The 22,899-nt window shown below is 62.0% G+C and carries 19 protein-coding genes and 1 pseudogene; 8 read left to right on the top strand and 12 right to left on the bottom strand.

Annotated features, from left to right (window positions below; genetic code table 11):
* Positions 1 to 21 precede the first annotated feature (21 nt).
* The 3 genes from ON753_RS16040 to ileS form a co-directional block, all read right to left on the bottom strand.
* Positions 22 to 732: a hypothetical protein gene (locus ON753_RS16040; protein WP_265963618.1), complete on the bottom strand. Its 711-nt coding sequence runs from the start codon at positions 730 to 732 to the stop codon at positions 22 to 24.
* Between the two features lie 73 nt (positions 733 to 805).
* Complete coding sequence (gene lspA / locus ON753_RS16035; RefSeq protein WP_265963617.1) at positions 806 to 1,342, bottom strand: signal peptidase II; 537 nt, start codon at positions 1,340 to 1,342, stop codon at positions 806 to 808.
* Positions 1,343 to 1,354: 12 nt separating this feature from the next.
* On the bottom strand, positions 1,355 to 4,315 hold the full coding sequence (ileS, locus tag ON753_RS16030; protein ID WP_265963616.1) for an isoleucine--tRNA ligase: 2,961 nt from the start codon (positions 4,313 to 4,315) through the stop codon (positions 1,355 to 1,357).
* A 374-nt stretch (positions 4,316 to 4,689) separates the two neighbouring features.
* Here ileS and ON753_RS16025 point away from each other — a divergent pair, with 374 nt between their 5' ends.
* Positions 4,690 to 5,991: a glycosyltransferase family 87 protein gene (locus ON753_RS16025; RefSeq protein ID WP_265963615.1), complete on the top strand. Its 1,302-nt coding sequence runs from the start codon at positions 4,690 to 4,692 to the stop codon at positions 5,989 to 5,991.
* On the opposite strand, the gene ON753_RS16020 is transcribed toward ON753_RS16025, so the two are convergent.
* Positions 5,983 to 6,675, bottom strand: a complete 693-nt coding sequence (locus tag ON753_RS16020; protein ID WP_265963614.1) for a DMT family transporter — start codon at positions 6,673 to 6,675, stop codon at positions 5,983 to 5,985. The genes ON753_RS16025 and ON753_RS16020 overlap by 9 nt on opposite strands.
* Before the next feature lie 38 nt (positions 6,676 to 6,713).
* Here ON753_RS16020 and ON753_RS16015 point away from each other — a divergent pair, with 38 nt between their 5' ends.
* Positions 6,714 to 6,878: a hypothetical protein gene (locus tag ON753_RS16015; RefSeq protein ID WP_265963613.1), complete on the top strand. Its 165-nt coding sequence runs from the start codon at positions 6,714 to 6,716 to the stop codon at positions 6,876 to 6,878.
* 28 nt (positions 6,879 to 6,906) lie between these two features.
* On the opposite strand, the gene ON753_RS16010 is transcribed toward ON753_RS16015, so the two are convergent.
* Together ON753_RS16010 and ON753_RS16005 are read right to left on the bottom strand one after the other, a co-directional pair.
* On the bottom strand, positions 6,907 to 7,905 hold the full coding sequence (locus tag ON753_RS16010) for a bifunctional riboflavin kinase/FAD synthetase (protein WP_265963612.1): 999 nt from the start codon (positions 7,903 to 7,905) through the stop codon (positions 6,907 to 6,909).
* 194 nt (positions 7,906 to 8,099) lie between these two features.
* Positions 8,100 to 8,537 (bottom strand): MaoC family dehydratase, encoded by a 438-nt coding sequence (locus ON753_RS16005; RefSeq protein WP_265963611.1) that lies wholly within the window; start codon positions 8,535 to 8,537, stop codon positions 8,100 to 8,102.
* A gap of 249 nt (positions 8,538 to 8,786) precedes the next feature.
* Here ON753_RS16005 and ON753_RS16000 point away from each other — a divergent pair.
* A pseudogene (locus ON753_RS16000) lies at positions 8,787 to 9,171 on the top strand (response regulator).
* A gap of 128 nt (positions 9,172 to 9,299) precedes the next feature.
* Positions 9,300 to 10,034: a protein phosphatase CheZ gene (locus ON753_RS15995; protein WP_265963610.1), complete on the top strand. Its 735-nt coding sequence runs from the start codon at positions 9,300 to 9,302 to the stop codon at positions 10,032 to 10,034.
* 138 nt (positions 10,035 to 10,172) lie between these two features.
* Here ON753_RS15995 and ON753_RS15990 read toward each other — a convergent pair whose 3' ends face one another.
* Positions 10,173 to 11,048: a TIGR01459 family HAD-type hydrolase gene (locus ON753_RS15990; RefSeq protein WP_265963609.1), complete on the bottom strand. Its 876-nt coding sequence runs from the start codon at positions 11,046 to 11,048 to the stop codon at positions 10,173 to 10,175.
* A 116-nt stretch (positions 11,049 to 11,164) separates the two neighbouring features.
* Between ON753_RS15990 and mutL the strand changes: the two genes are divergently transcribed.
* On the top strand, positions 11,165 to 13,069 hold the full coding sequence (gene mutL, locus ON753_RS15985; protein WP_265963608.1) for a DNA mismatch repair endonuclease MutL: 1,905 nt from the start codon (positions 11,165 to 11,167) through the stop codon (positions 13,067 to 13,069).
* A gap of 43 nt (positions 13,070 to 13,112) precedes the next feature.
* The gene (locus ON753_RS15980) at positions 13,113 to 13,943 is read left to right on the top strand and encodes an alpha/beta hydrolase (RefSeq protein ID WP_265963607.1); all 831 of its coding nucleotides are present in this window, start codon (positions 13,113 to 13,115) and stop codon (positions 13,941 to 13,943) included.
* 87 nt (positions 13,944 to 14,030) lie between these two features.
* On the opposite strand, the gene ON753_RS15975 is transcribed toward ON753_RS15980, so the two are convergent.
* Complete coding sequence (locus ON753_RS15975; RefSeq protein ID WP_265963606.1) at positions 14,031 to 14,495, bottom strand: nucleoside deaminase; 465 nt, start codon at positions 14,493 to 14,495, stop codon at positions 14,031 to 14,033.
* A 194-nt stretch (positions 14,496 to 14,689) separates the two neighbouring features.
* On the opposite strand from ON753_RS15975, the gene ON753_RS15970 reads away from it, so the two are divergent.
* Entirely contained in the window at positions 14,690 to 16,333 is a 1,644-nt protein-coding gene (locus ON753_RS15970) for a pseudouridine synthase (protein WP_265963605.1), read from the top strand.
* Entirely contained in the window at positions 16,330 to 16,911 is a 582-nt protein-coding gene (gene rsmD / locus ON753_RS15965; RefSeq protein ID WP_265963604.1) for a 16S rRNA (guanine(966)-N(2))-methyltransferase RsmD, read from the top strand. Before ON753_RS15970 ends, rsmD begins: the two co-directional genes overlap by 4 nt.
* Here rsmD and ON753_RS15960 read toward each other — a convergent pair.
* From ON753_RS15960 to ON753_RS15945, 4 genes are all read right to left on the bottom strand, one after another.
* Positions 16,889 to 17,761, bottom strand: coding sequence for an MBL fold metallo-hydrolase (locus tag ON753_RS15960; protein ID WP_265963603.1), 873 nt, complete (start codon positions 17,759 to 17,761; stop codon positions 16,889 to 16,891). The two genes, rsmD and ON753_RS15960, sit on opposite strands and share 23 nt — an antisense overlap.
* Before the next feature lie 203 nt (positions 17,762 to 17,964).
* Positions 17,965 to 18,282 carry a hypothetical protein gene (locus ON753_RS15955; protein WP_265963602.1) on the bottom strand — a complete coding sequence of 106 codons (318 nt, stop codon included), beginning with the start codon at positions 18,280 to 18,282 and terminating at the stop codon, positions 17,965 to 17,967.
* 140 nt (positions 18,283 to 18,422) lie between these two features.
* A complete protein-coding gene (locus tag ON753_RS15950) occupies positions 18,423 to 19,202 on the bottom strand; it encodes a patatin-like phospholipase family protein (protein ID WP_418068008.1) in 780 nt (259 codons plus the stop codon).
* Between the two features lie 269 nt (positions 19,203 to 19,471).
* Positions 19,472 to 22,642, bottom strand: a complete 3,171-nt coding sequence (locus ON753_RS15945; RefSeq protein ID WP_265963601.1) for a putative bifunctional diguanylate cyclase/phosphodiesterase — start codon at positions 22,640 to 22,642, stop codon at positions 19,472 to 19,474.
* Positions 22,643 to 22,899 lie beyond the last annotated feature (257 nt).

The following is a 22,899-nucleotide window of genomic DNA, read 5'->3' as shown; positions in this document are numbered from 1 at the left end:
GACGGTTGGGCCACCGGACTGTCAGTTACAGTAAGACGAGTCGCCTTCAAGACACCGCGGATGGAGCGGTGTGGAATCGTAGATGTCGCGATTGGCCGCCTTCTTGTCGTTCTTCACGATCTCGGGCATCGGCGCATCCGGCGAAGGCGTGCTGTAGGTCGTCGGCGGTTCGGTCAGATAGCGGCGATTGGCCAGACCGCTCTCGTCGAGACCGGCCTGTTGCGCCTTCAGCTTCTGCAAGCGCTCCCATTCCGCGCGCTGCTCCTCGCGCGTCAGCAATTCGCCCTGACCAAGCTCCGCATCGCGCTGCTCCTGTTCCAGATTGCGATTCTGGCCGGTCACTCCGGTGATCTTGAACCCGCGCATCTGTTCGGGGTTGAGCGGTTCGCTGTTCATGCTGCCCCGCTTGCCCGAGCTGGCATAGATCTTCTTGAGATCGTTCAGCTCCTGGCTCTCGTCCTGCTTCGGCCAGTCCGCGGAGTTCACCCCGGCGACATTCGTTTCGGGCTCCGGCAGCTTGGACGCCTCGGCAGGCATTGCAAGGGGGCCGCGCGGCTTGTAGTCGATCGGCTTTTCGTTCGGATCAACGGCGCCAAGGCCTTTCATCATCGAGTTCACAATGGCGACATCCGGCGCCTGGCTGGTGCCGTCCGCAGCCTGACAAGCGGCAAGCCCGGCCAGTATGGCCAGCACAGCAGAATTCTTCACCAACGCAATTATGGTCCGCGCCACAGCAGACTCCTCGATTCTCAATGAAAATGCCGGCAGCGTCCCACCAGCAGACCGTTTGTCCCGTGTTAGACCGCTATTTTGCGGCTGAATTAGGACCGTTTCTGAAACTGTCATACAGGAGACCAGCCACGCCCGCAACGATCCACACGTCTGCCAGGTTGAAGACATACCAGGAGAATGTCCCGACGTGGAAATGCACGAAGTCGACAACGGCGCCAAAGGCCATCCGGTCGATGCCGTTGCCGATCGCACCGCCGATCACCAGAGCCAGCGCGAGCGCCACCAGCCTGCTCTGGCAGCGCGCTGACCAGATCCACAAGCCGATCGTGACGGCCCCTGTCAGGACGACCAGAAGCCAGCGACCGAGGTCGCTGTTCTGCTCGAACAATCCATAGGAAATGCCGCGGTTCCAGACAAGGACGAGGTCCAGAACCGGCAACAGCTCGACCGGTCCGTTGACCGCGAGCTTGAAGCCGTAGACGAGCCACAGTTTCGTCACCTGATCCAGGATAACGCCGGCGAGCGCGATCAGGAAGACAAGCGCGCTGTAACGGCCCCAGAAGAGGGGCCGTCCTGCCTGTGTCGATGCGTGTTGATCCGGATCGCTCATTGGGCCGGCCGCTCACGCCGCGGCGTGAGCTGCATCCCATTCGCGCAGCGCTTCCGCGTCGCGCAACGTCACGTCCGGATAATCCGGATCCGAACCGACTTCCGGCAGGATCTTCCAGGACCGGGCGCATTTCCGGCCTTCCGCCAGACCCGGAACCACGGCAACGCCCCTGGTGTCGTCCAGCGTGAAGGCGCCTGCCGGTGCGGGCTCGGCGCTGAGCGTCAGCTGGCTGGTGATGGTGATATCGGCCATGTCCTTGTCGGCGAGCGCCGCCATGAGTTCGGGATCGGTGACATGCACCACCGGGTGGGCCTCGAGCGAAGAACCGATCCGCTTTTCACGGCGTTCGACTTCCAGCGCGCCGGTGACGACCCGGCGCACGGTCTTGATCTTCGCCCACTTGGCCGCCAGCGCCTCGTCCCTCCACTCGGCGGGAACGGCAGGGAACTGCTCCAGGTGCACGCAAGCGTCCTCGCCATAGCGGGAGACCCAGGTCTCATCCATGGTGAAGGGCAGCATCGGCGCCATCCAGGTCACAAGGCAGTTGAACAGCTTGTCGATCACGAACAGCCCCGCCTTCCGGCGTGTGGACGACGCCGGATCGCAGTAAAGCGCGTCCTTGCGGATATCGAAATAGAAGGCCGACAGCTCCACGGTCAGGAAGCTGAAGAGCTGATGGAAGATCTTCTTGTAGTCGAACTCCCAATAGGCTTCACGGATCATGCCGTCGAGTTCGCTCAGGCGATGCAGCATCAGCCGCTCCAGCTCCGGCATGTCGGCTAGGGCGACTTCCTCGCCGGTTGCATGGGCGAGAGAGCCCAGCATCCAGCGTAGCGTGTTGCGCAGCTTGCGGTAGCTGTCGACATTGGTCTTGATGATTTCCTGACCCAGGCGCTGGTCCTCCCAGTAGTCCGTCGAAGCGACCCACAGGCGCAGGATATCGGCACCGTACTGCTTGATCACGTCCTGCGGGAACACCTGGTTGCCGAGCGACTTGGACATCTTGCGCCCGTCTTCGGCCATGGTGAAGCCGTGGGTCAGGACCGTGTCGTAAGGCGCATGGCCGCGCGTGCCACAGCTTTCCAGGAGCGAGGAATGGAACCAGCCGCGGTGCTGGTCCGAGCCTTCCAGGTAAAGAACGTGGTCCTCGCCGCCCGCAGTCTTGCGGTTCGGCGCGAGATCCGGGCGTTTTTCCAGCACGAAGGCGTGGGTGGAACCGGAATCGAACCACACATCCAGGATATCCCTGACCATGTCCCAGTCTTCGGGGGCATAGTTGCCGGCCAGGAAACGCTCCTTCGCCCCGTCCGCGAACCAGGCATCCGCGCCTTCGGCCTCGAAGGCGTCGAAGATGCGCGCGTTGACCGTCTCGTCCTTGAGGATCTCGCCGCTGTCCTTGTGCACGAAGACGGTGATCGGCACGCCCCATGCACGTTGGCGGGAGAGCACCCAGTCCGGGCGGTTCTCGATCATCGAGCGCAGACGCTTCTGGCCGCTGCCGGGCACGAAGCGGGTCTCGTCGATGGACGTCAGCGCGCGGCTGCGCAGCGTGTCGCCTTCGCCGGCAAGCGGCTTGTCCATGTAGACGAACCACTGCGGAGTGTTGCGGAAGATCACCGGTTTCTTGGACCGCCAGGAATGCGGGTAGGAATGGCTCAGACGGCCGAGGCCGATCAGGTTGCCGCTTTCCTTCAGCTTCTCGATGACCGCCTTGTTTGCCTTGCCCTTTTCCCCCTTGTGGGTGATGACTTCGCAGCCTTCGAAGCCCGGCGCGTCTTTGGTGTAGAAACCGTCGTCGGCGACCGTGAAGGGGATCGCCGTGTCGATGCCGCGCGCATCCAGCTCGGCGCGCCGTTCCATCCAGATTTCAAAGTCGTCCGTACCGTGGCCCGGAGCCGTGTGCACGAAGCCGGTGCCAGCGTCATCGGTGACGTGGTCGCCGTCGAGCAGGGGAACGTCGAATGTGTAACCGCCGAGGTCGAGCTCGGCCAGCGGATGCGCGCAGGTCACCGTCGCCAGTTCGTCCGCCGTGACGGCGCGAACCTGCCTGAAATCGGTGATGCGGGCGTTCTTGAAGACGTCTGCCGCCAGTTCGTCGGCCAGGATCAGCTTGTCGCCCTTCTGCACCCAGTTGTCGTCCGCAAGACCGTCCTGGGTGACTTCGAAGAGGCTGTAGGCGATGCGGTGCGAATAGCTGATCGCCCGATTGCCCGGGATGGTCCATGGCGTGGTGGTCCAGATCACCACCGCTGCTTCCAGAAGCTCCTCGACGGCCGCCTCGTCGCGGCCCCCGGCGCTGATGACCGGGAACTTCACCCAGATCTGGTCCGACTGATAGTCCTGGTATTCGATTTCGGCTTCCGCGAGGGCGGTCTTTTCGACGACCGACCACATGACCGGCTTGGAACCGCGGTAAAGCTGGCCGGACATGGCGAACTTCATCAGTTCGCCGGCGATCACCGCTTCGCTTTCAAAGCGCATGGTCAGGTAAGGATTGTCCCAGTCGCCCTCGATGCCGAGCCGCTTGAACTCCTCGCGCTGCACGTCGATCCAGTGCTCGGCGAATTCACGGCACTCCTTGCGGAATTCGTTGATCGGCACCTCGTCCTTGTTCTTGCCCTTTGCCCGGTACTGCTCCTCGATCTTCCATTCGATCGGCAGGCCGTGACAGTCCCAGCCCGGAACGTAGTTGCTCTCGAAACCCATCATCTGCATGGAGCGGGTGACGATGTCCTTCAGGGTCTTGTTGAGGGCATGACCGATATGGATGTTGCCGTTGGCATAGGGAGGGCCGTCATGCAGGATGAATTTCCTGCGGTCCTTGCCCTGGTTCCGAAGCTTTTTGTAAACGCCCAGAGTCTCCCAGCGTTGCAGGATCTCCGGCTCCTTCTTGGGAAGGCCCGCGCGCATGGGAAAGTCGGTCTGGGGCAGGTTGAGCGTTTTTGAGTAGTCGCGTTTGTCTGTCTCGGTCATCGTCAAATCGATCCGGTCGTGCGGGCGTTGCGTCCGCGTGTCTGATGCAGGAAAATCGCCGGCCCCTCGTAAGGCGGCTGCGTTAAACAGGAGGATCCCGGTCCCTGGCGCCGCGCTGGCCGCGTCAGCCGAAGGCCGGGCAAGTAATTCGCGAAATTGGGGTCGTCGCTGACCCGATGACTATGAGAACCGTTTTCTGCATGGCATGGGACATAGCAGCACTTTGCCCGTGAATAAAGATGTTCTCTCGATGCGCGGAGTTGTTTGTTTGTATTCGTCGGTCGCAATGTGCGCACGGGTAACCGAATATAGATGACTTGCGGGCATGGATGGGCCGATTGGTCAATCCGGCAGAAACAGGACAACCGCAGCCGATGGGTTCACAGACGAAAATCGAGACCGAGTTTCCCGGCAAGGCCGCGGCCGTCAAAGAGCAAAAAGCCGGCTTGTGGCAGCGGGGCATCCGCTCGGGGGACTGGCTGACCTGGGACAGGATCGGTTTCGCCTGCCTGTTTTCCGGCATTGCCTCCTTGCTCGGCCTGGTCTGGATGCTGTTCATCCCGAACAATTTCGGATCGCCCAACGGCACGTTGATGATGGACTACCTGAGTTTCTGGCTGGCCGGAAAGCAGGTCCTCCTGGGCACGCCGGAACTGGTCTATGTGCCATCGGAATTCGCCGCCATTCAGAAAGACCTGTCAGGGAGCGACACCACGTTCGGATTCTTCTATCCCCCGACTTTCCAGCTGATGCAGAGCCTCTTTGCAGTCCTGCCCTACAAGGCGGCCTTCATAAGCTTTGTGGCGCTCACCACTGCCCTGCTTTTTTTCGCCTGCCGGCTGATCACCGGCCAATGGCTGCTGGCGGCCTGTCTGATTATCGTCCCCGCCTGCGCCAACAATGCCTTCCACGGTCAGAACGCCGCCCTGACGGCGGCTCTTTACGCTTTTTTCCTGGTCGGCATGGAGCGCAACAGGACGGTCTGGGCCGGCATCGCCATCGGCATTCTGACCATCAAACCCCAGCTCGGCATTCTCATTCCGGTCGCGCTGATTGCCGGCATGCACTGGCGTACATTCCTGAGCGCGTCCGTGACGACGCTTCTGTTTGCTGGGCTCAGCGCTGCCGTGCTCGGTATCGGCGTCTGGCAGGCATTCTGGACCCAGGCGCCCGTCGCCTCCGCCGTGATGGAACTCGGCGGGGTGGAGTGGGGCAAAATGATCTCCGTCTACGGCTCGGGCAGAATTGCCGGCCTCGGGTACGAAGCGTCGATGGCCGTCCAGATCGCCTTCAGCATTGCCGCGCTTGTCAGTGTCTTTGTGGCCTGGCGCCGGTCGGACGCGCTGGTGGTGCGGGCGCCGGTTCTTGTCGGCGGCGCCCTGCTGGTCACCCCCTTTGCCATGTCCTACGACATGACATTGCTGATCGTGCCTTGCGCCTTCCTGATCCGCGAGGGATTGAAAAACGGCTTCCTGCCGTATGAAAAGGTGGCGCTCTTCGTGGTAATCGCCCTGTCCGCGTCCACCAGCCCGATGGCTCTGTGGCTCGGCGTTCCGATATCTCCCTTGTTGCCCCTGTTGATCCTCTGGATGGGGCTGCGCAGGCTGATGCTGGACGGGAAAGCAGCGCCGGCCGGCGGCGGTCTTGATGCGGCGCGCGGCGTGACGTCAGGCTGAGGCGGGCGATTTCTGCTTCCGCTCCCGATGGGTGATGTAGAGCCCGCTGCCGATGATCAGGGAAATGCCGACCCAGGTCGGCCCGTCCGGAAAATCGGAAAACACCAGATATCCGAACAGTGTCGCGCTGACGATCTCCATGTATTGAAGCGGTGCCAGCAGGCTGGCGCTGCCGCGCTGGAAGGCCGATACTACCAGGCCGTGGCCGGCAAAGGAAATCAGCCCGATAAGCGCCAGAAGTCCTGATTGTGGACCGCTCGGCAGGGTGAATTCCACGCCCTCCAATCCGACCAGATTGCCGATGAAAAGCGCACCCGCGAGCATCAGCGTTGCGGAAAGGCCGGCGCTGAACTGGATCGTCAGCAGGTCGTCTCTCGCCGGATAGAGCCGGTTGATCAGAAGGTAGAAGGAAAACAGGACAGCGGTGACGACGGGCAGCAGGCTCACCAGTCCGATCTCCGCAAGGTTGGGCCTGAGAACGACGATGGCGCCGATGAGGCCGACAAGAATGGCGCCGATCCGGCGCGGTCCGACCTGTTCCTTCAAAAGCAGCGCGGCCAGCACCGTCAGCACCATCGGCTCCACGAAGAAGATCGATATGGCCGTGGCGACCGACATGTATTTCACCGCGGTGAAAAAGCAGAGCGATGCCGAGCCCAGGAGCATGCCGCGCAGATAGTTCACAACCGGCTGGCTGCCTCCGAGGCGCGTGATCTCGGCCGGTGACGAGGGCGATCGCCAGGCAGATCAGAAACTGGAAGAAGAACCGTCCGAAGGTGATCTCAAGCGGCGGAAGCTCCATCGACAGGTACTTGGCAATGATGTCCATGACCGGGATCATCAGCATTGCCGAGGACATCAGGAAAATCGCCAGGAGCGGGTTCTGATCGATGCCTCCCGCGGCCATGGGGCGCGTCACGAGGCCAATTCCAGGAGTTTCAGGTCGATTTCAGACAGGGGCCGGATCGAGGCGAGAGCGGCGCGGGCCTCCTCGCTGTCCCTGTCCATCTGCGCGACCAGCGCCTCAACAGTGTCGAATTTTTCCTCGCCGCGCAGGTAGGAGACCAGATGAACCCTCAAGGGTTCCCCATAAAGATCGCCCTTGAAATCGAACAGGTGGACCTCGAACAGCGGCGCGCCGTTGTCGAAGGTCGGCCGGCGGCCGTAGCTGGCAACGCCATCGTGCCAGCCGTCGCCGGTCTTCACCTTCACGGCGTAGATGCCGTGACGCAGCGGACATTCCTCGCCCAGTTGCAGGTTGGCCGTCGGATAGCCCAGATCCCGGCCCCGCTTGTCGCCATGCCGGACATCCGCCTCGAAAAACCAGCGGTATCCCAGCAGGCCGTTCGCACTGGCGACATCGCCTTCGCTCAGGCACTCCCGGATGCGGGACGATGAAATGACGTCTGCGTTTTCGTCTTCCTCGCGCTGGACGATCGTGACGCCGAAGCCGTGTCTGGCACCGGCCTCGCGCAGGTAGTCCGGCGTGCCTTGCCGGGCCCGGCCGAAATGGAAATCATAGCCGGTGACCGCGTGCGATATGCCGAGCGTGCCGATCAGGATGTCCTGCACGAAGGCGTCGGCTTCGATGCCGGCGAATTCCCGCGTGAAGGGCAGGATCAGCGCCCCCTCCAGTCCGCACACGCGAAGGATTTCAAGTTTGACCTTCAACGGCGTCAGCCGGAAGACCGGGCTGGACGGATTGAAGACGGTCCTCGGATGCGGTTCGAAACTCATTGCAAAGACCGGATGATGCGTGCCGTGGCCAAGTCCGAGCGCTGCATCGAGAACGGCCCGGTGTCCCCGGTGAACCCCGTCGAAATTGCCGATCGCGACGATGCCGCCTTTCAGTTCCTCCGGAAAATCATCCAGATTTTCGATGATCAGAAACTCGGAGGAAACAGACTGGTTCATGCGGCAAACCTTTGCGCAATGTATCGGCGAGGACAGACCTTAGGCGATGTCCGGAAGAAATGCAGCCGAGCAGATCGTCCCAGGATCGTTACGGGGAATACCTTCGGCGCTAGCGTGGAACCTGCCGTCAAGTGGCGCAAAGGTCAAGATCGTGCGTGCCGGTGTTGCAACGCGACCGGCCGGGCCGCTCGCCGTCAGCCTTCGTCGCCGCGCCTTGGCACCTTGACCAGGGCTTCTCCCTCCAGAACCACCGTGTCGCCGACGCTGCAGATGCAGGACAGCCGGGCGCGATTGCCGCGTTCCATCAGTTCTTCGACCCGCACGACGACCTTCACGTCGTCGCCGATCTTCACCGGCGCCTTGAAGTTCAGGGTCTGGGACAGGTAGATGGCGCCGGGCCCCGGCAGGCGGGTGCCGAGCACCGCGGAAATCAGGCTGGCGGTATAAAGTCCGTGCGCAATCCGGGTCTTGAAGGGAGTGCGGGCGGCAAAGTGCTCCGACAGGTGGATGGGGTTCCGGTCTCCCGAGACTTCCGCAAAGCCGACCACGTCCGAAGAACTGACATGTTTGACGAGTTCTTCACTCATTCCGGTTTTCAGATCTTCGAAACAGAGTTCTTGTAGTTCCAGCATTACGGTTTCCGCTCAGAAGGACCTTTTGGACGCCGTTTAGACGCTAGGCTTTGCAAGGTTTTCTGGCAATAGTCCTTTGGGTGGAGAAAAAAGCGCCTGTTATTAACGGTCTTTTCAGGGGCGGCGGCTAGATTGCTTCGAGTGTGGGGGGTGAGGTCACGATAGCATGTGTATCTCTCCTCAAAGTCATAACGCGTTTCCATCGGCCCACGGCCAGGGGCCGCGCAATTTGACAGTATGGAGTAGACAATGGCCCTTGATCTTCAGATGCCGGTCCTCGTGGTCGATGACTACAAAACGATGATCTCGCATCATTCGGAACCTGCTGAAGCAACTTGGTTTCGAAGACATCGATGACGCTGCGGACGGCACCGAAGCATTGGAAAAAATGAAGCAGCGCCGCTATGGCCTGGTGATTTCCGATTGGAACATGGAGCCGATGACCGGATACGAGCTGCTCAAGCAGGTACGCTCGGATTCAGGCCTCAGCAAGACGCCGTTCATCATGGTGACGGCGGAATCCAAAACGGAAAACGTGATCGCCGCCAAAAAGGCCGGCGTGAACAACTACATCGTGAAGCCCTTCAACGCACAGACCCTGAAAGGCAAGATCGAAGCCGTCTTCTCCGACTGACTTGTTGCGCTCCGGCGGGGACAGGCGTGGCACGCTTCTCCGCCAGTGCAGAACGGAGTACATGATCGGCGCGGTTTCGCTGGACAGGCGGGCCGGGTCAGTCCTGGCCTATCCGGAAAGTTATATCGGTGTCTGCACTGCAGATCCGTGTTTCGGGGGATGCTTTCACCATGGAAGGGCTCGACCTGATGGCTAACATGAAAAAAGAAAACGTTGCCCGCGTCATAGACTTCCTTCAGGAAAACAAGCATCGGGAAGGCGAAGTCTCGCTGACCGACGTGATGCATCTCGCAGAGGTCATGTCGGGCTCCATGTTCGACTTCCTGTCGACCGTTCAGCCCGCGGTCACGGATGAGCTAACCGCGATCTCCAGGGAAATCACGCGCATGAAGGAGGAAATCTCCAATCTGCGCGCAAACCACATGACCGGCAGCAAGATACCCGATGCCGGCCGCGAACTGGACGCAATCGTCGAGGCGACCGAGGAGGCCACCAACACGATCATGGAAGCGGCCGAAGACATCATGGGCGCCGACACGAGCGATACCGAGGCCTATCAGGAACTGGTCAGCAACAAGATGATCAGCATTTTCGAGGCCTGTACTTTCCAGGACATCACCGGCCAGCGCATTTCGAAGGTCGTGGAAACGCTCAATTACATTGATGAACGCGTGACGTCCTTCATCGGCCATCTCCGCCTTCCTGAAGATCTGGATGCCGAGATCGAGGAAACGGAGGCCGACCGCCGCAAGCGCGAGCTGATCCTGCACGGTCCGCAGCTTTCGGGAGAAGGTGTTTCCCAAGACGATATCGACGCGCTCCTGCGCGGCGCCCAGGCGGATATCGACAAGCTGTTCGACTGAGTTGTTTTCAGGTTTCAGGTGCATGAAGGCGGCTCGGGCCGCCTTTTTCATGGCCGGGCGAGGCGTTTTCCATCCTCGTCCCGGACGGAGCGAAACGATGATCGGGGGCCCGACAGTCCGCCGCCCTGCTTCAGAGCTTTACCACCATAGCCGCGGCAGCGCGGCGCTTGCGCGCAGGCCTTCTTCCGCCAGGCGGCGGCGGATCAGGTGTTCGTCGGGCGCATCGCTCGGGCCGAAATCCGCGGCATGGATGCCGGCCGTGATGAACAGCACGTCGATATCCTGGGAGACCGCGCCGCGGATATCCGTCGGCAGACCGTCGCCGATCGCAAGCACGTCCCTCTTGTCGATCTTTTCGCCGCTCAGCCGTTCCATCTCCTGCAGCGCCGCCTGATAGATCGGCGCGTGCGGCTTGCCGAGAATGATGACCTCGCCGCCAAGATCCTCGTAGAGCCGGGCCAGTGCACCGGCGCACCAGATCAGCCGCTCGCCGCGTTCGACAAGGATGTCCGGATTGGCGCAGATCATCGGCAGCTTGCGCTCGGCCAGCTTTTGCAGGCGGTCGCGGTAGTCGTCCGGCGTTTCGTTTTCATCGTCCTCCAGGCCCGTGCAACTGATCGCCTCGGCCTCTTCGTCCCGCGACGTGAACCTGGCTTCAAGATCCCAATAGAGGGGCTGGTCGCGGTTCGGGCCGAGATGCAGCATGGTCTTGCTGCCCTGGGCTTTCAGGACATCGCGGGTGACGTCCCCGGACGTGACGATGGCGTCATAGGCGGTTTCGGGAACGCCGAGCTCGGCAAGCATCTCGCCGACCTGTTTGGCCGGACGCGGCGCATTGGTGATCAGGATCACCTTGCCGCCGGTTTCCTCCCCGTAGGTTCGCAGGGCCTTGTGAGCATGATCGAACGCTGCCACACCATTGTGCAGAACGCCCCAGACATCGCACAGGATGCCCTTGTAGGACGGGGCAAGGGAACGAAGCCCCTCAACAAGAAGCGGTGCAGAAATGGTCATGGCGGGTCACCCGGATAGCGGTAGGTCTGATAAGCTTGGCGTAGAATCGAAGCAGACTCGGCGCGGATCTTAATATAGGAACCGGCCGCGGTGCGAAACCGAGTAGAGGGAGTTTCATGCAGGTCAGGCAACTCGGCGAACAGGTGATCAACCAGATCGCGGCCGGCGAGGTGATCGAGCGCCCGGCCAGCGTCATCAAGGAACTGGTGGAAAACGCTGTCGATGCCGGGGCATCGAATGTCGAGATCGTCACCGCCGCCGGCGGCAAGACCTTGATGCGGGTGACCGACGACGGCGACGGCATGCGCCGGGACGATCTGAAGCTCGCCATCCGCCGCCACTGCACCTCGAAAATCTCCGACGACGACCTTTTCGATATCCGCACGCTGGGCTTCCGCGGTGAAGCGCTGCCGTCGATCGGCTCCGTCGCCCGGCTCGCAATCCAGACGCGCCACAAGGAGGAAGTCCACGCCTGGACCATCGCCGTGGAAGGGGGCAGGGAGCAGCCGGTGGTTCCCTCCGCGCGGGCCAGGGGCACCCAGGTCGAGGTCCGGGACCTGTTCTTTGCAACGCCCGCCCGACTGAAATTTCTGAAATCCGACCGCGCGGAAGCGTCCGCGATCACCGATATCGTCAAGCGCATCGCGCTCGCCTATCCGCAGATCGGGTTTTCCCTGTCCGGCGCCGACCGTCAGGCGCAGAACTGGCCGGCGGCAAGGGGTGGTGAACCGCATCTTGCCCGCATCGCACAGATCCTGGGCCAGGAGTTCGTAGACAATGCCATGGAGATCGATGCGGAGCGGGAGGGCGTCCGGCTGTCGGGCTTTGCCGGCCTGCCGACCCACCATCGCGGCAACGCACAGCACCAGTTCTTCTTTGTGAACGGCCGTCCCGTGAAGGACAAGCTGTTGCTTTCGGGTCTGCGCGGCGCCTATGCGGATGTGCTGGCACGCGACAGGCATCCCGTCGTGGTGCTGTTCATCGATCTTGATCCCGGCCAGGTGGATGTGAATGTGCACCCGGCCAAGGCGGATGTCAGGTTCCGCGACGGCCAGTTTGTGCGCGGACTCCTCGTCGGTTCGATCAAGCATGCGCTTGTCCAGTCCGGACACCGCGCATCGACCTCCAATGCCGCTGTTGCGCTCGATGCGTTCAGGGCAAGGTCGCCCGGTCATTCGCCGTCATCTCCGGGCGCTGCCGCCATGCGCGGCAACGGCTATGGCGGCGGCTTCACGCCCTCCGCCGCCGCTGCGCATTGGAATCCGGATGCTTTCCGGCCCCTCGAGACCGGCGACGCATCCCCGGCGCCCGACGCCTTTCCGGCCGGTTTTGCCGAACAGCCCCAGGCGCCATTCGAGGGACACAACGGCTTTGCGGATCTTGCCCGCCCTTCAGCCGACGCCCGGGCCCACGAGCTGCCGGCCGGGATGGAAAGGACGCAGCTGCCCCTCGGCGCCGCGCGGGCGCAACTGCACGAGACCTATATCATTGCCCAGACGGGAGACGGCATCGTCATCGTCGACCAGCATGCGGCCCATGAGCGGCTTGTCTATGAACGCCTGAAGGAAGCGCTGGCTCAAAAAGAGATTGCGCGGCAGATCCTGCTGATCCCCGAAATTGTCGAACTGCCGGAGGAGGACGCCGCACGCCTGGCAGAGCGGGCGGAGGATCTGGAAAAGGTCGGCCTGTCGCTGGAATCCTTCGGCCCCGGCGCCATTGCCGTCAGGGAGACGCCGGCGATCCTCGGCGACATGGACATCCAGGGCCTGGTGCGAAACCTCGCCGACGAGCTTGCCGAGTGGGAAACGGCGGATGGACTCAAGGAAAGACTTGATCACGTTGCCGCCACCATGGCCTGCCATGGTTCGGTTCGTGCCGGACGGCGCATGCGGCCGGAAGAAATGGATGCGCTGCTGCGCGACATGGAAGCAACACCCCTGTCGGGCCAGTGCAATCACGGACGGCCCACGTGGGTGGAGCTGAAATTGTCGGACATCGAGAAACTCTTCGGCCGCAGATAGCGCAGCAAGCCGTTCAATCGTCACCATAGCCTGAAGGCAGGAAATGCAGGGTAATGGATTTTGGAAGAAGGCGGCGCAGCTGACGGCACGCCTGGCGGTGATCCTTGCGATCGGCTACGGCACGGCGGCCGGCTACATGTATCTCACGCAGCGCGGCTTCATCTTCGTGCCGACCGGAGACCTGTCGTCTCCCGAGGAAAAGGGCCTGGAAGAGATCGTCGTTGAAACGCCCGACATGGCGGACGGGACGCAGGTCACCGTCTGGCGCGCCGAACCTGCCGCCGAGGGAAATCCCACCGTCCTCTATTTCCATGGCAATGCCGGCAATATCTCGTCCCGGTGGCAGCGGTTCAGGCAGATCCTCGACAGCGGCTTCGGCCTGTATGCGCCAAGCTACCGGGGATATGCGGGAAGCGAAGGCAAGCCGTCGGAAGCAGCCCTGATCTCCGACGGGCTGGAACATTTCGACCGCCTGGCGGCTAGTGGAACGCCGATCATCGTCCATGGTGAAAGCCTGGGCACGGGCGTCGCCGTCGCGGTCGCCGCCAGACGGCCGGCCGCGGATCTGCTGGTGCTGGAGGCGCCTTATACCGGGCTCGCGGACATGGCCTCCGAGCAGTATCCCTGGCTGCCTGTAGACCTTTTGATGAAAGATCCGATGCCGTCCAGCGAGCGCATCAAGAATGTCGAGGCCCCCGTCGTGATCGTTCATGGAACGGCTGACAGCATCATTCCCGTCGAGCATGGAAAGAGGCTCTTCGAACGGGCCGGGGATCCGAAGCAACTCCTGATCGTGGAAGGCGCCGGGCACGGCGACTTGTGGCGCAACGGGCTGTGGCCGGCGGTGCTGGAGGCATGGAAGCGGACCCGCTGATCCGGAAAAACACCCGGAAGCCCCGGCGTCAGGACGCAGGACTGTCCGCGGGACCGGCATTCTTGTCTGCCCCGACTGCGAACGATCCTATCGTTTCGACTGGAAGAAATCCTTCAGGATGTCGGCCGCGCGCGTCTCGGCAATTCCGGAATAGACGTCCGGGGCATGGTGGCAGGTCGGCTGGCTGAAGAAGCGGGTGCCGTGGTCGACCGCGCCGCCTTTCTCGTCTCCGGCTCCGTAATAGAGCCGCCGGATGCGCGCAAAGGATATGGCGCCGGCGCACATCTGGCAGGGCTCGAGCGTGACATAGAGATCGCAATCCGGAAGGCGCTGGGATCCAAGTTCGGCACAGGCCGTCCGAATGACCAGGATTTCCGCATGGGCGGTCGGGTCATTCAGCTCCAGTGTCCGGTTGCCATTGCATGCAAGGACCCGGTCTCCCAAGACCAGCACGGCCCCCACCGGCACTTCTCCCCTGGCCCCAGACTTTTCCGCCTCTTCCAGGGCGAGCTCCATGAAGGATCTTTGATTGCCTGTATCAATGACGGTCATTGGGTGCGAATCCGATCAGCTGCAAACCGGGATATTGCCAACGGGTTTAATCGGATTTCATCCTCGCGTCAGCCCCGGCCGGCCAAATCCGGCAGGACGAGGGATCGAGCCATGCAATCCGAAAACAGCGCCCATGCATGAAATGGTGAAAACAAGCGATTCCCGAAACGCTCCGGCTCTGCTATGACGCGCGCATGACGACAAAAAAATCTCCTCCCACACGCCCCGGCTTTTCGAAAGGTCAGGGGCGGGACAAGCGCGCACCGGAAAAACGCCGGTCCGCACCTGAGCGTACCGCCAAGGCGGCTCCGAAGCCGGTTGTCGCGCGCGCATCCGATGATACCGAGAACCGCGGTGAACGCATCGCCAAGGTGATGGCGCGGGCCGGGCTGTGCTCGCGTCGTGAGGCCGAGACCTGGATCGAGAACGGCCGCGTCCAGCTGAACGGCCAGGTTCTGACCACGCCGGCCGTTACGGTAACGGCCGACGACACGGTGCTCGTCGACGGCAACACGCTGCCGACCCGTGAGCGCACGCGTCTGTGGCTCTACCACAAGCCGCGCGGTCTCGTGACCACCAACAAGGATCCCGAGGGCCGGCCCACGGTGTTCGACAGGCTGCCGGAGGACCTGCCGCGCGTGCTGACCGTCGGCCGCCTCGATATCAACACGGAAGGCCTGCTGCTGCTCACCAATGACGGTGGCCTCGCCCGCGTGCTGGAGCTGCCCACCACCGGCTGGCTGCGCCGCTACCGCGTGCGCGCCTTCGGCAGGGTGACACAGGCGGGTCTTGACAGCCTAAAAGAGGGCATTGCCATCGAAGGTGTCCTTTACGGGGCCATCGAGGCGACCCTCGACAAGGAGCAGGGCGACAATGTCTGGATGACTGTCGGACTGCGTGAAGGCAAGAACCGGGAGGTCAAACGCGTTCTGGAGCATATGGGCCTGACGGTGAACCGGCTGATCCGCGTGTCCTACGGTCCGTTCCAGCTCATGGAGTTGCCCGAGGGCCAGGTTCGCGAAATCCGGGGCAGGGTTCTGCGGGACCAACTCGGCGATACGCTGGCGGAAGAGGCGGGAGCGGATTTTGACGCGCCGCTCTTCCACGTGCCAAAGCCGGAAGCCGAGAAGAAGCCGACGGGCGCAAAGCGCGCCGGTGGCGGCCCCGGTGAGCGGAACACGGGCGAGCGCAGCACGGGAGAGCGCCGTGAGGGCGGGCAGGGCAAATGGCTCACCGCGCGCGAAGGCAAGAGCGAAACCGACCGCCGCAAGGCGGTGAAGTCGGAACGTGCCGATCAAAAGCAGGCAAAACGAAAGCCTTCCGGCCCGAAGCTCGAAAAGGTTTCACCGCGCTCGCGCTTCCGCATGACGTCGGACCCCAGGCCGCGCAAGAAGAACTATGACGACGACGGCCACACCCCGCCGCCGCGCCGGATCTGGGCAGATGACGGACTGGTTGAGGACAAGCACCAGCAGAGCCGGACCGAACGTGACAGCCGGAGCGGCCCGCCGAAAGGCGGCCGGAGTGGTCCGCCGAGGGGCGACCGGAGCGGCCCGCCAAGAGAAGGTCGGAGCGGCCCGCCAAGAGAAGGTCGGAGTGGTCCGCCAAGAGAAGGCCGGAGTGGCCCGCCGAGAGAAGGCCGGAGTGGCCCGCCGAGAGAAGGCCGGAGTGGCCCGCCAAGAGAAGGCCGGAGTGGCCCGCCGAGAGAGGGCCGGAGCGGCCCGCCGAAAGGCGGCCGGAGTGGTCCGCCGAAAGGCGGCCGGAGTGGTCCGCCGAAAGGCGGCCGGAGCGGCCCGCCCAAAGTCGGACGGGGTCCGCGCGGCGGGGGCCGTTCGTGAGAATTGTTGCCGGCCGTTACAAGGGGGCGGCGCTTGCCGCTCCCAAATCGCAGGACACGCGTCCGACGAGCGACCGGCTGAGGGAGACGATCTTCAACATTCTCGCCCATGGTCTCGATGTCGATCTGGACGGCGCCCGGGTTCTGGACCTGTTTGCCGGAACCGGGGCGCTGGGCTTTGAGGCCATCAGCCGCGGTGCCCGCCATTGCACCTTCATAGAAGAAGGGGCGGAAGCACGCGGTGCCATCCGCCGCAACATGGAAACGCTCGGGCTGAACGGTGCGGCAAAGATCTTCCGCCGGGATGCCGTGCGCCTCGGCAGCGCCGGAACCATCGAGCCGTTCGACCTGGTGTTTGCCGACCCGCCCTACGGCAAGGGGCTCGGCGAAAAGGCGCTTGCTTCGGCAGCCGCCGGAGGCTGGCTGAAACCGGGCGCCGTCTGTGTGCTGGAAGAACGCGCATCCGCTGATATCGAAATTCCGGACGGGTTCAGCGGCCTCGACCGGCGCAAGACGGGGGACAGCCAGGTGGTGTTCCTGAGCTTCGGAACGCCTGCTACGGACCTCCCGGCAGCATGACGTAAACCGTCTTGCGCACGGGAAGGCTTCCCCGGCTGACGACCAGCTTCGGCCTGTCCGCCCGCACAATCTCGTATCCGGCCTCGGTCGCCCGCCCCACGAAGGCCTCCAGGGCGCCGGCAAAGTGAAAATGCATCGGGATGACCATGGCCGGCCCGATGTCTGCCAGCACGTCCATCAGGCTGTCCAGCCGCAGGGTCGAGGAATTGTCGATCGCGGCGAAGACGATATCGATCTGTCCGAGCCGCTTGAGGTCTTCATCGGTCAGCCGGTGATGCAGATGGCCGAGATGGGCGAGGCAGAGATCGGCGACTTCGAAAATGAAGATGGAATTGCCCAGGCGGCGCGTTTCCCCGTCCCAGCCGCGAATATTCGTCTGGATGTTCCGGATGCGGACGTCTTGAACCGTCAGGTCGTGGTCCAACGGTCCGCCGCCCGGGTCCCAGCCGAAGAGAAGGTGTTCGATACTGGGATCGGGATTGCGCGCGTAATGGGTGCTGTGGGCACCGTTCATGGTCGCGACGGTCGGGGGCAGAAAAGGCCGGACACTGTCGTTGTAATCCGTGGCGATGCGCACGCCCTTCGGGGTTTCCAGCTCGAATGTGGAGTGGCCGATATAACGGATCTGGACCTCGCCGGGCCCGAGCGCGGCCTGCCATACGCGCGCCTCACCGGGCAAGAGGTCCCGGTAAGGGGCGTCGGCAACCAGCTGGCAAACGGCAAGGGCAGGCTGTGCCGCCGCCAGCAAGAGCGGCAGGCCGACGAGTGACGCTGCCGCGTGCTTGAAACGGCGCACGCGCCAGAGAGCCTGGGACATACAGGCCAGAATTGCGGAAACGACTGCTGCCATGATTCGCCACCCCGAGATCAGTGCGCCCCATTAAGGGTAGAGAGAAGTTCCCATTCGGCAAGTATAGCCGAAACTTTCGGGCATTGATCGTGAAGCGCATCGGGAGACAAGAAAAAGGCAACCGGCTTACGCAGCGGATCTGCGAAGGCGGTTGCCTGAGGTGGGGGCTGGCGGGAGGAAGGACCGGCCCCGGATTGGGTAATTCAAACGATGTGCAGGCTGACCGGTGGCTTGCCGCCTCGCGGGGATTCGGGTCTTTCGAATTCCGGAACGGGGCCCGCACTGAGCGCCTGCGCGTGGATCATTTCCCCCGCATGGCCGGCTTCCCTCACCAGGGCCGGACGGCTGCACAGGCGCGCAAGCGAAAGGCCCAGTTTGCGGAAGTGAGCGCGCCGGTAGCAATAGACCGCCAGGGCCGCGCGCTGGTTTTCCGGAAGCTGGGTGCCCACATCGGATACCGCGTTCAAGGTGGCGTTCAGCAATCTCTTCAGCACATCGTCCGATACCGGACAGTTTTCCAAATCTGTAGATCCAATGGGTCGCATCGACCTTGCTCCTGATAGTCGAAGAAAAGTATTTAGTGATTGCATTAATGCTTCATTAAATTGGAGCTTGGATCTAATAAAATTAATTGATCTGGAGAATTATACGTATGTTGTGATCAAGTAAGTTCCATTGGCTCTTTTATCAATAGCTCGAGTTTCTCCTTCGTAGTTTCCCGTAAAGACTCCGCGGTATTCAGAATGTGTTCCGCTTTCATGAAATCCAGGACGCGGATTGCGTCATGTGGCGGGCGCACCAGGATATCCGGCTGATCTATTTTGAGTTTTTGATTTGTGATGGTCTGCATCAGGATCTGCGACGAGCCGAAGAGCGAGTCCAGCATGCTGATATCGTCCTTGTTCGCCCGTGGAACAGGGGCGCCCACGACATCGACAGCAATGACGATGTCGCAGGTCGCGCGCAGACCGTCAAAAGGTAGTGGATTAACCACCCCGCCATCGATCAGGATACGGCCGTCGAGTCTGACGGGCCGGAAAATGGCGGGAATCGCTATTGATGCCGCGATGGCCGGAAGAAGGGGGCCGGTTTCGAAATCGACTTCCTCACAGCCGTAAAAGTCGGTCGCCAGCACGCGCAGGGGAATATGAAGGTCCTCGAACCGGTCCGGCAGGTAGCTGGCCAGAAAGACTTCCAGAACCCGTTCCGGGTCGAACTGAACGGGCCCGGGTCGGAACACATCGGCAATCCGCCGGGGCCTGAGCTGCCAGAGCCGGGACAGCACGCTGTTGCGGTCGGCGAAAATCTCCAGGGCGATCTGCCGGACCTCTTCGCCGCTAAGCCCGCTGGCATAGGCCGCGCCCATGATCGCGCCTATGGACGAGCCGGCGATCCTGGTGGGCTTCAGGCCGAGATCGTCCAGCGCTTCCAGAACCGGGATATGGGCAAGTCCGCGCGCCCCCCGCCACCTAGAGCAAGGCCGATGCGGGGAAGGTCGGGTGCAGTCATCGTGGCTCCGGGTTCAGCTCGCATTTCCATACCAGATCGACCAGCATTCGGAATGAATGGTCTGCATTTCTTTGAACGCAGCATGCTGGTTCTGACATAGGACCAGATGGGGATCTTGATGTCACCTGCCAAGCCGAAAAGATGATGCGGTGGTCCACGTCGCGGCCTGGGGCCGGAAGGATCGGCTCCCGGGATACCGGTTCAGATGACGAAGTAGAGATCGTCGGCCGACTCGCGCATCCAGTTCGTCATGGCGTCGAAGAACATCGGTTTGGCAATCAGGTAGCCCTGGATCGAGAAGTTGCCCATCATCCGCAAGCGGTCATACTGGGCTTCGTTCTCCACTCCTTCGCACACGATCCCCATGTTCAGCGAACGCGCCAGATGGATCAGCTGGTTGACCACGGCTTCCTTCTTGGGATCCTCCAGCATCTGTTTCGTAAAGGATCTGTCGATCTTCAGGCCGTTGATCGGCAGGTCCACGACGTGAGATAGCGATGCGTAGCCGGTGCCGAAATCGTCCAGTTCGATGTGGATGCCGAGTTCGTAAAGTTCTTTGAGGGCCGCCAGGTGGCCGGAACCGTTGTCGTTCAGAAAGACGGATTCCAGAACTTCCGCCGTGATGCGCTCCGGGCCTATGTCGTGTTTGGCCATCGCGGATTTGAAATGGTCGACGACCTGTCCCGAGGCCAGATGGCTCGGGGAAATGTTGACCGAGATACGGCCGAAATCGAAGCCGGATTCAAGCCAGTATTTCGCGGCGGCAAGGGCCTTGTCGATGACGATTTCACCCAGAACGGGCGCGAGGCGGGACTTCTCGACGACCGGCAGGAACTCCGCCGGCGACAAGAGCCCGCGCTCCGCGTGGTCCCAGCGGACGAGGGCTTCCACGCCGGTAATCGTCTGGGACCTGAGGTTCACCTGCGGTTGGAACGCCAGAACGAAGCGATCGGTCTTGACCGCCTCGTCCAGTTCGAGCTCGATCTTCGCCTCGGTCTCGCTATTGGCCTTCATGTCGGCCTGGAAGAAGGTGTAACGGTCCTTGCCGTTTTCCTTGGACCGGTAAAGCGCCAGATCCGCATTCACCAGGAGCGTGTCGAAATCGTTGCCGTTTTCCGGGCACAGTGCAATGCCCATGCTGACCGTCGGCCAGTAACGGTTGCCGTCGAACTCCATGGGCGCGCGCATCAGTCGGCGCGCGCGCTCGCAAAGTTCATTCGGATCGCTGCTGCTGTTGGCAAGTATGACGAATTCGTCGCCGCCCCAGCGATAAGGAGTGCCGAGGCCACGGCAGACGTCCCTCAACCGCCGACCCGTCTCTTCCAGGCACTGGTCGCCGGCAAGGTGGCCCAGCGTATCATTGACCCGCTTGAACCCGTCCATGTCGACGTGAACGAGGAATGCCGGCTTGTCCGCGCTCGCAAAGTGGCTCTTCGCGTCGCGCTGGCAGCCCGCCCGGTTCGACAGTTTCGTAAGCGGGTCGAAATAGGCCAGGCGCTCCGCGCGGACCTTGGCCTCGCGGGTTTCGTTTTCCCGTTGAACCCGTTCGGAAACGTCATTCGCGATCGCCACTAACAGGTCCCGGTCGTGGTCCTTGAGGATCTGCACCCTGAGATCGACCGGATATTCGGAACCGTCCTTGCGTCTGTGCAGGCTTTCGATCGAAAGACTGTCCCGTGCACCCCTGAGCAGGGGGGCGACATGGCGGCGGACTGTTTCCTGGTCGTAGACCGGGTTGATGTCCCAGATCCGCTGCGCCTCGAGTTCTTCAAGGCTGTAGCCGAGATTGGTGAGGGCGCATTTGTTCGCGAATTCGATGCGGAAGGTATCGGTGTTCAGGATATAGATTTCGTTAAGCGAGGACTCCAGGATGTTGGCCAGGAGATTGTTCCGGCGCTCCGCCAGGCAGCGGTCCGTGATGTCATGAACCGTTCCGATGACCGTTGCCGGTTCACCAGTGGGACCAGGGAGGACGTAGCCGCGCACATGCATGTAGCGGACGTCGCCGTCTTCCAGCACGAGCGAGTGCTCCAGGTCGAATTCGCCGCAAGTCGCCATCGCCTTGCCGACCATGGCCTGGGTCGCATCCAACTGGTGCGCTGGAATTCGCGAAAAGATCCTTTTCTGGACCTCTCTCGCGGACAGACCAGGGGGAACATCCATGATGCGATGGAACTCTTCGGAGCCCCAGATCTCGTTGGTGGCGATGTCGCGCTCCCAGCTGCCGACGCTGGCGATACGCTGTGCTTCCATCAGCTGAAGGGCACTGCGTTCGAGCTTCCTGGTGTTTTCGCGTACTTCGGCTTCCAGCCGGTCGCGGGTCATCCGCACGGACGTCTGCAGCCTGGAGAGCAATCGGTGAATGACGGTCCAGGACAGGAGCGCCAGTGCGATCCCGGCAAGAAGTGCAAAGAGCGTTCTCTCCAAAAAGGTCCAGACGTTGCTCGTGGCATCCTTCACCAGGACCAGCTTGACGTTGCCGTCGGTTCCGGTAATCGGGATCGGCAGGTCATGCACGACGAACACTCTGCCCGCGTGCAGATGAAATCCGTTGAGGCCGTCAAGGCCGCCCGGACCGGCGATCTCCGCAACGTTGAGTGTCTCCGGCCCCGGTCCCCCGAGCGCCTTGTACCGAACCGCGCCGGCGCCTGCGTCCGATCCGCCGGATTTGTGAACCTTGACGATCTGCGCGTTCACCGCGGAACCGGCAAGTGCAAGCGTGTGTTCGATATTGATCGACAGCTTCAGGTAACCGAGCATCTGTCCGTCGGAAACCCAGGACCTGAGAACGCCGACCACTATCTGGTGGTCCGGCCGGAGCTCGATGCCGTTGGACTTGCGGAGCGGGTTTGCGTTGAGATCGCTTTGTAACGACGCATCGGGTGCAGCGGAAATGCCTGGTCCCTGCGCTCTGTAGACGATGTTCCGGTCCGCGCCGTAGATCGTGAATTCGGCAATCTCCAATCCGTGATGGTCCTTGGCGAACACCTTGTCGGCAATCTGCCTGACCTTGCCGCGGTCCTGGTCCCGGATGGCGGCTTGCAGTTCCTTGTCGGCACTGATGGTGCGGGCCACCCGATCGAGCGTTTCGGCCCCAAACGCCCTTTGCTGCATCAGCAGTCTTTCCGCCGTTTGCACGATAACGTCCTGTGGCTCGCTCAGGCTGCGGAACTCCGAGGCGACGTTCTGAAGGGTAAGGACGGCAACAGTGAGCCCGAGGATGGAGAGAAAGACGGTTCTCAGCGGCTTCTCGAACCGGGTGTCGTCGGCGCACCACCGGGAAAGCGTATGGTCGAAGCGCGTGCTGAACCCACGAAGGCGACGCCGGCCTTCCCGGAAGCGATGTCCATCACCTGCTTCTTGCTTTCCCACGCGTCACACCTATTCCCGGAGCAGCCTGAGCTGCGGACTGATCAGCATGACTGAACGCTTTCTGGGTAGATGCGCGCCGGACGGCGACAGTCGATGCAAACAATCATTGCCAGTATCCTCAGTAGTCTTGAAACGTTAAATTGTCTTGAATAGATTGTTTATGGAGTATTAAAAGCAACAGTATATTCAGGGTGACTGTGCGGCATGCCTGCGCTGATAGCGCGAAGTCTCCAAGACTTGCAATCGCTCAGGTCTTC

The organism is Roseibium salinum, assembly GCF_026240905.1.
In the GTDB taxonomy this organism is placed as follows: Bacteria; Pseudomonadota; Alphaproteobacteria; order Rhizobiales; family Stappiaceae; genus Roseibium; species Roseibium salinum.
The sequence above is the reverse complement of the archived record's forward strand: the minus strand, read 5'-3'. Positions and strand labels throughout refer to the sequence as shown.

Excerpts from the sequence above, each read along its gene's own strand:
- lspA (WP_265963617.1), bottom strand. The coding sequence starts at position 1,342 with ATGAGCGATCCGGATCAACACGCATCGACACAGGCAGGACGGCCCCTC.
- ileS (WP_265963616.1), bottom strand. The coding sequence starts at position 4,315 with ATGACCGAGACAGACAAACGCGACTACTCAAAAACGCTCAACCTGCCC.
- ON753_RS16025 (WP_265963615.1), top strand. The coding sequence starts at position 4,690 with ATGGGTTCACAGACGAAAATCGAGACCGAGTTTCCCGGCAAGGCCGCG.
- ON753_RS16010 (WP_265963612.1), bottom strand. The coding sequence starts at position 7,905 with ATGAACCAGTCTGTTTCCTCCGAGTTTCTGATCATCGAAAATCTGGAT.
- ON753_RS16005 (WP_265963611.1), bottom strand. The coding sequence starts at position 8,537 with ATGCTGGAACTACAAGAACTCTGTTTCGAAGATCTGAAAACCGGAATG.
- ON753_RS15990 (WP_265963609.1), bottom strand. The coding sequence starts at position 11,048 with ATGACCATTTCTGCACCGCTTCTTGTTGAGGGGCTTCGTTCCCTTGCC.
- mutL (WP_265963608.1), top strand. The coding sequence starts at position 11,165 with ATGCAGGTCAGGCAACTCGGCGAACAGGTGATCAACCAGATCGCGGCC.
- ON753_RS15980 (WP_265963607.1), top strand. The coding sequence starts at position 13,113 with ATGCAGGGTAATGGATTTTGGAAGAAGGCGGCGCAGCTGACGGCACGC.
- ON753_RS15975 (WP_265963606.1), bottom strand. The coding sequence starts at position 14,495 with ATGACCGTCATTGATACAGGCAATCAAAGATCCTTCATGGAGCTCGCC.
- ON753_RS15970 (WP_265963605.1), top strand. The coding sequence starts at position 14,690 with ATGACGACAAAAAAATCTCCTCCCACACGCCCCGGCTTTTCGAAAGGT.
- ON753_RS15960 (WP_265963603.1), bottom strand. The coding sequence starts at position 17,761 with ATGGCAGCAGTCGTTTCCGCAATTCTGGCCTGTATGTCCCAGGCTCTC.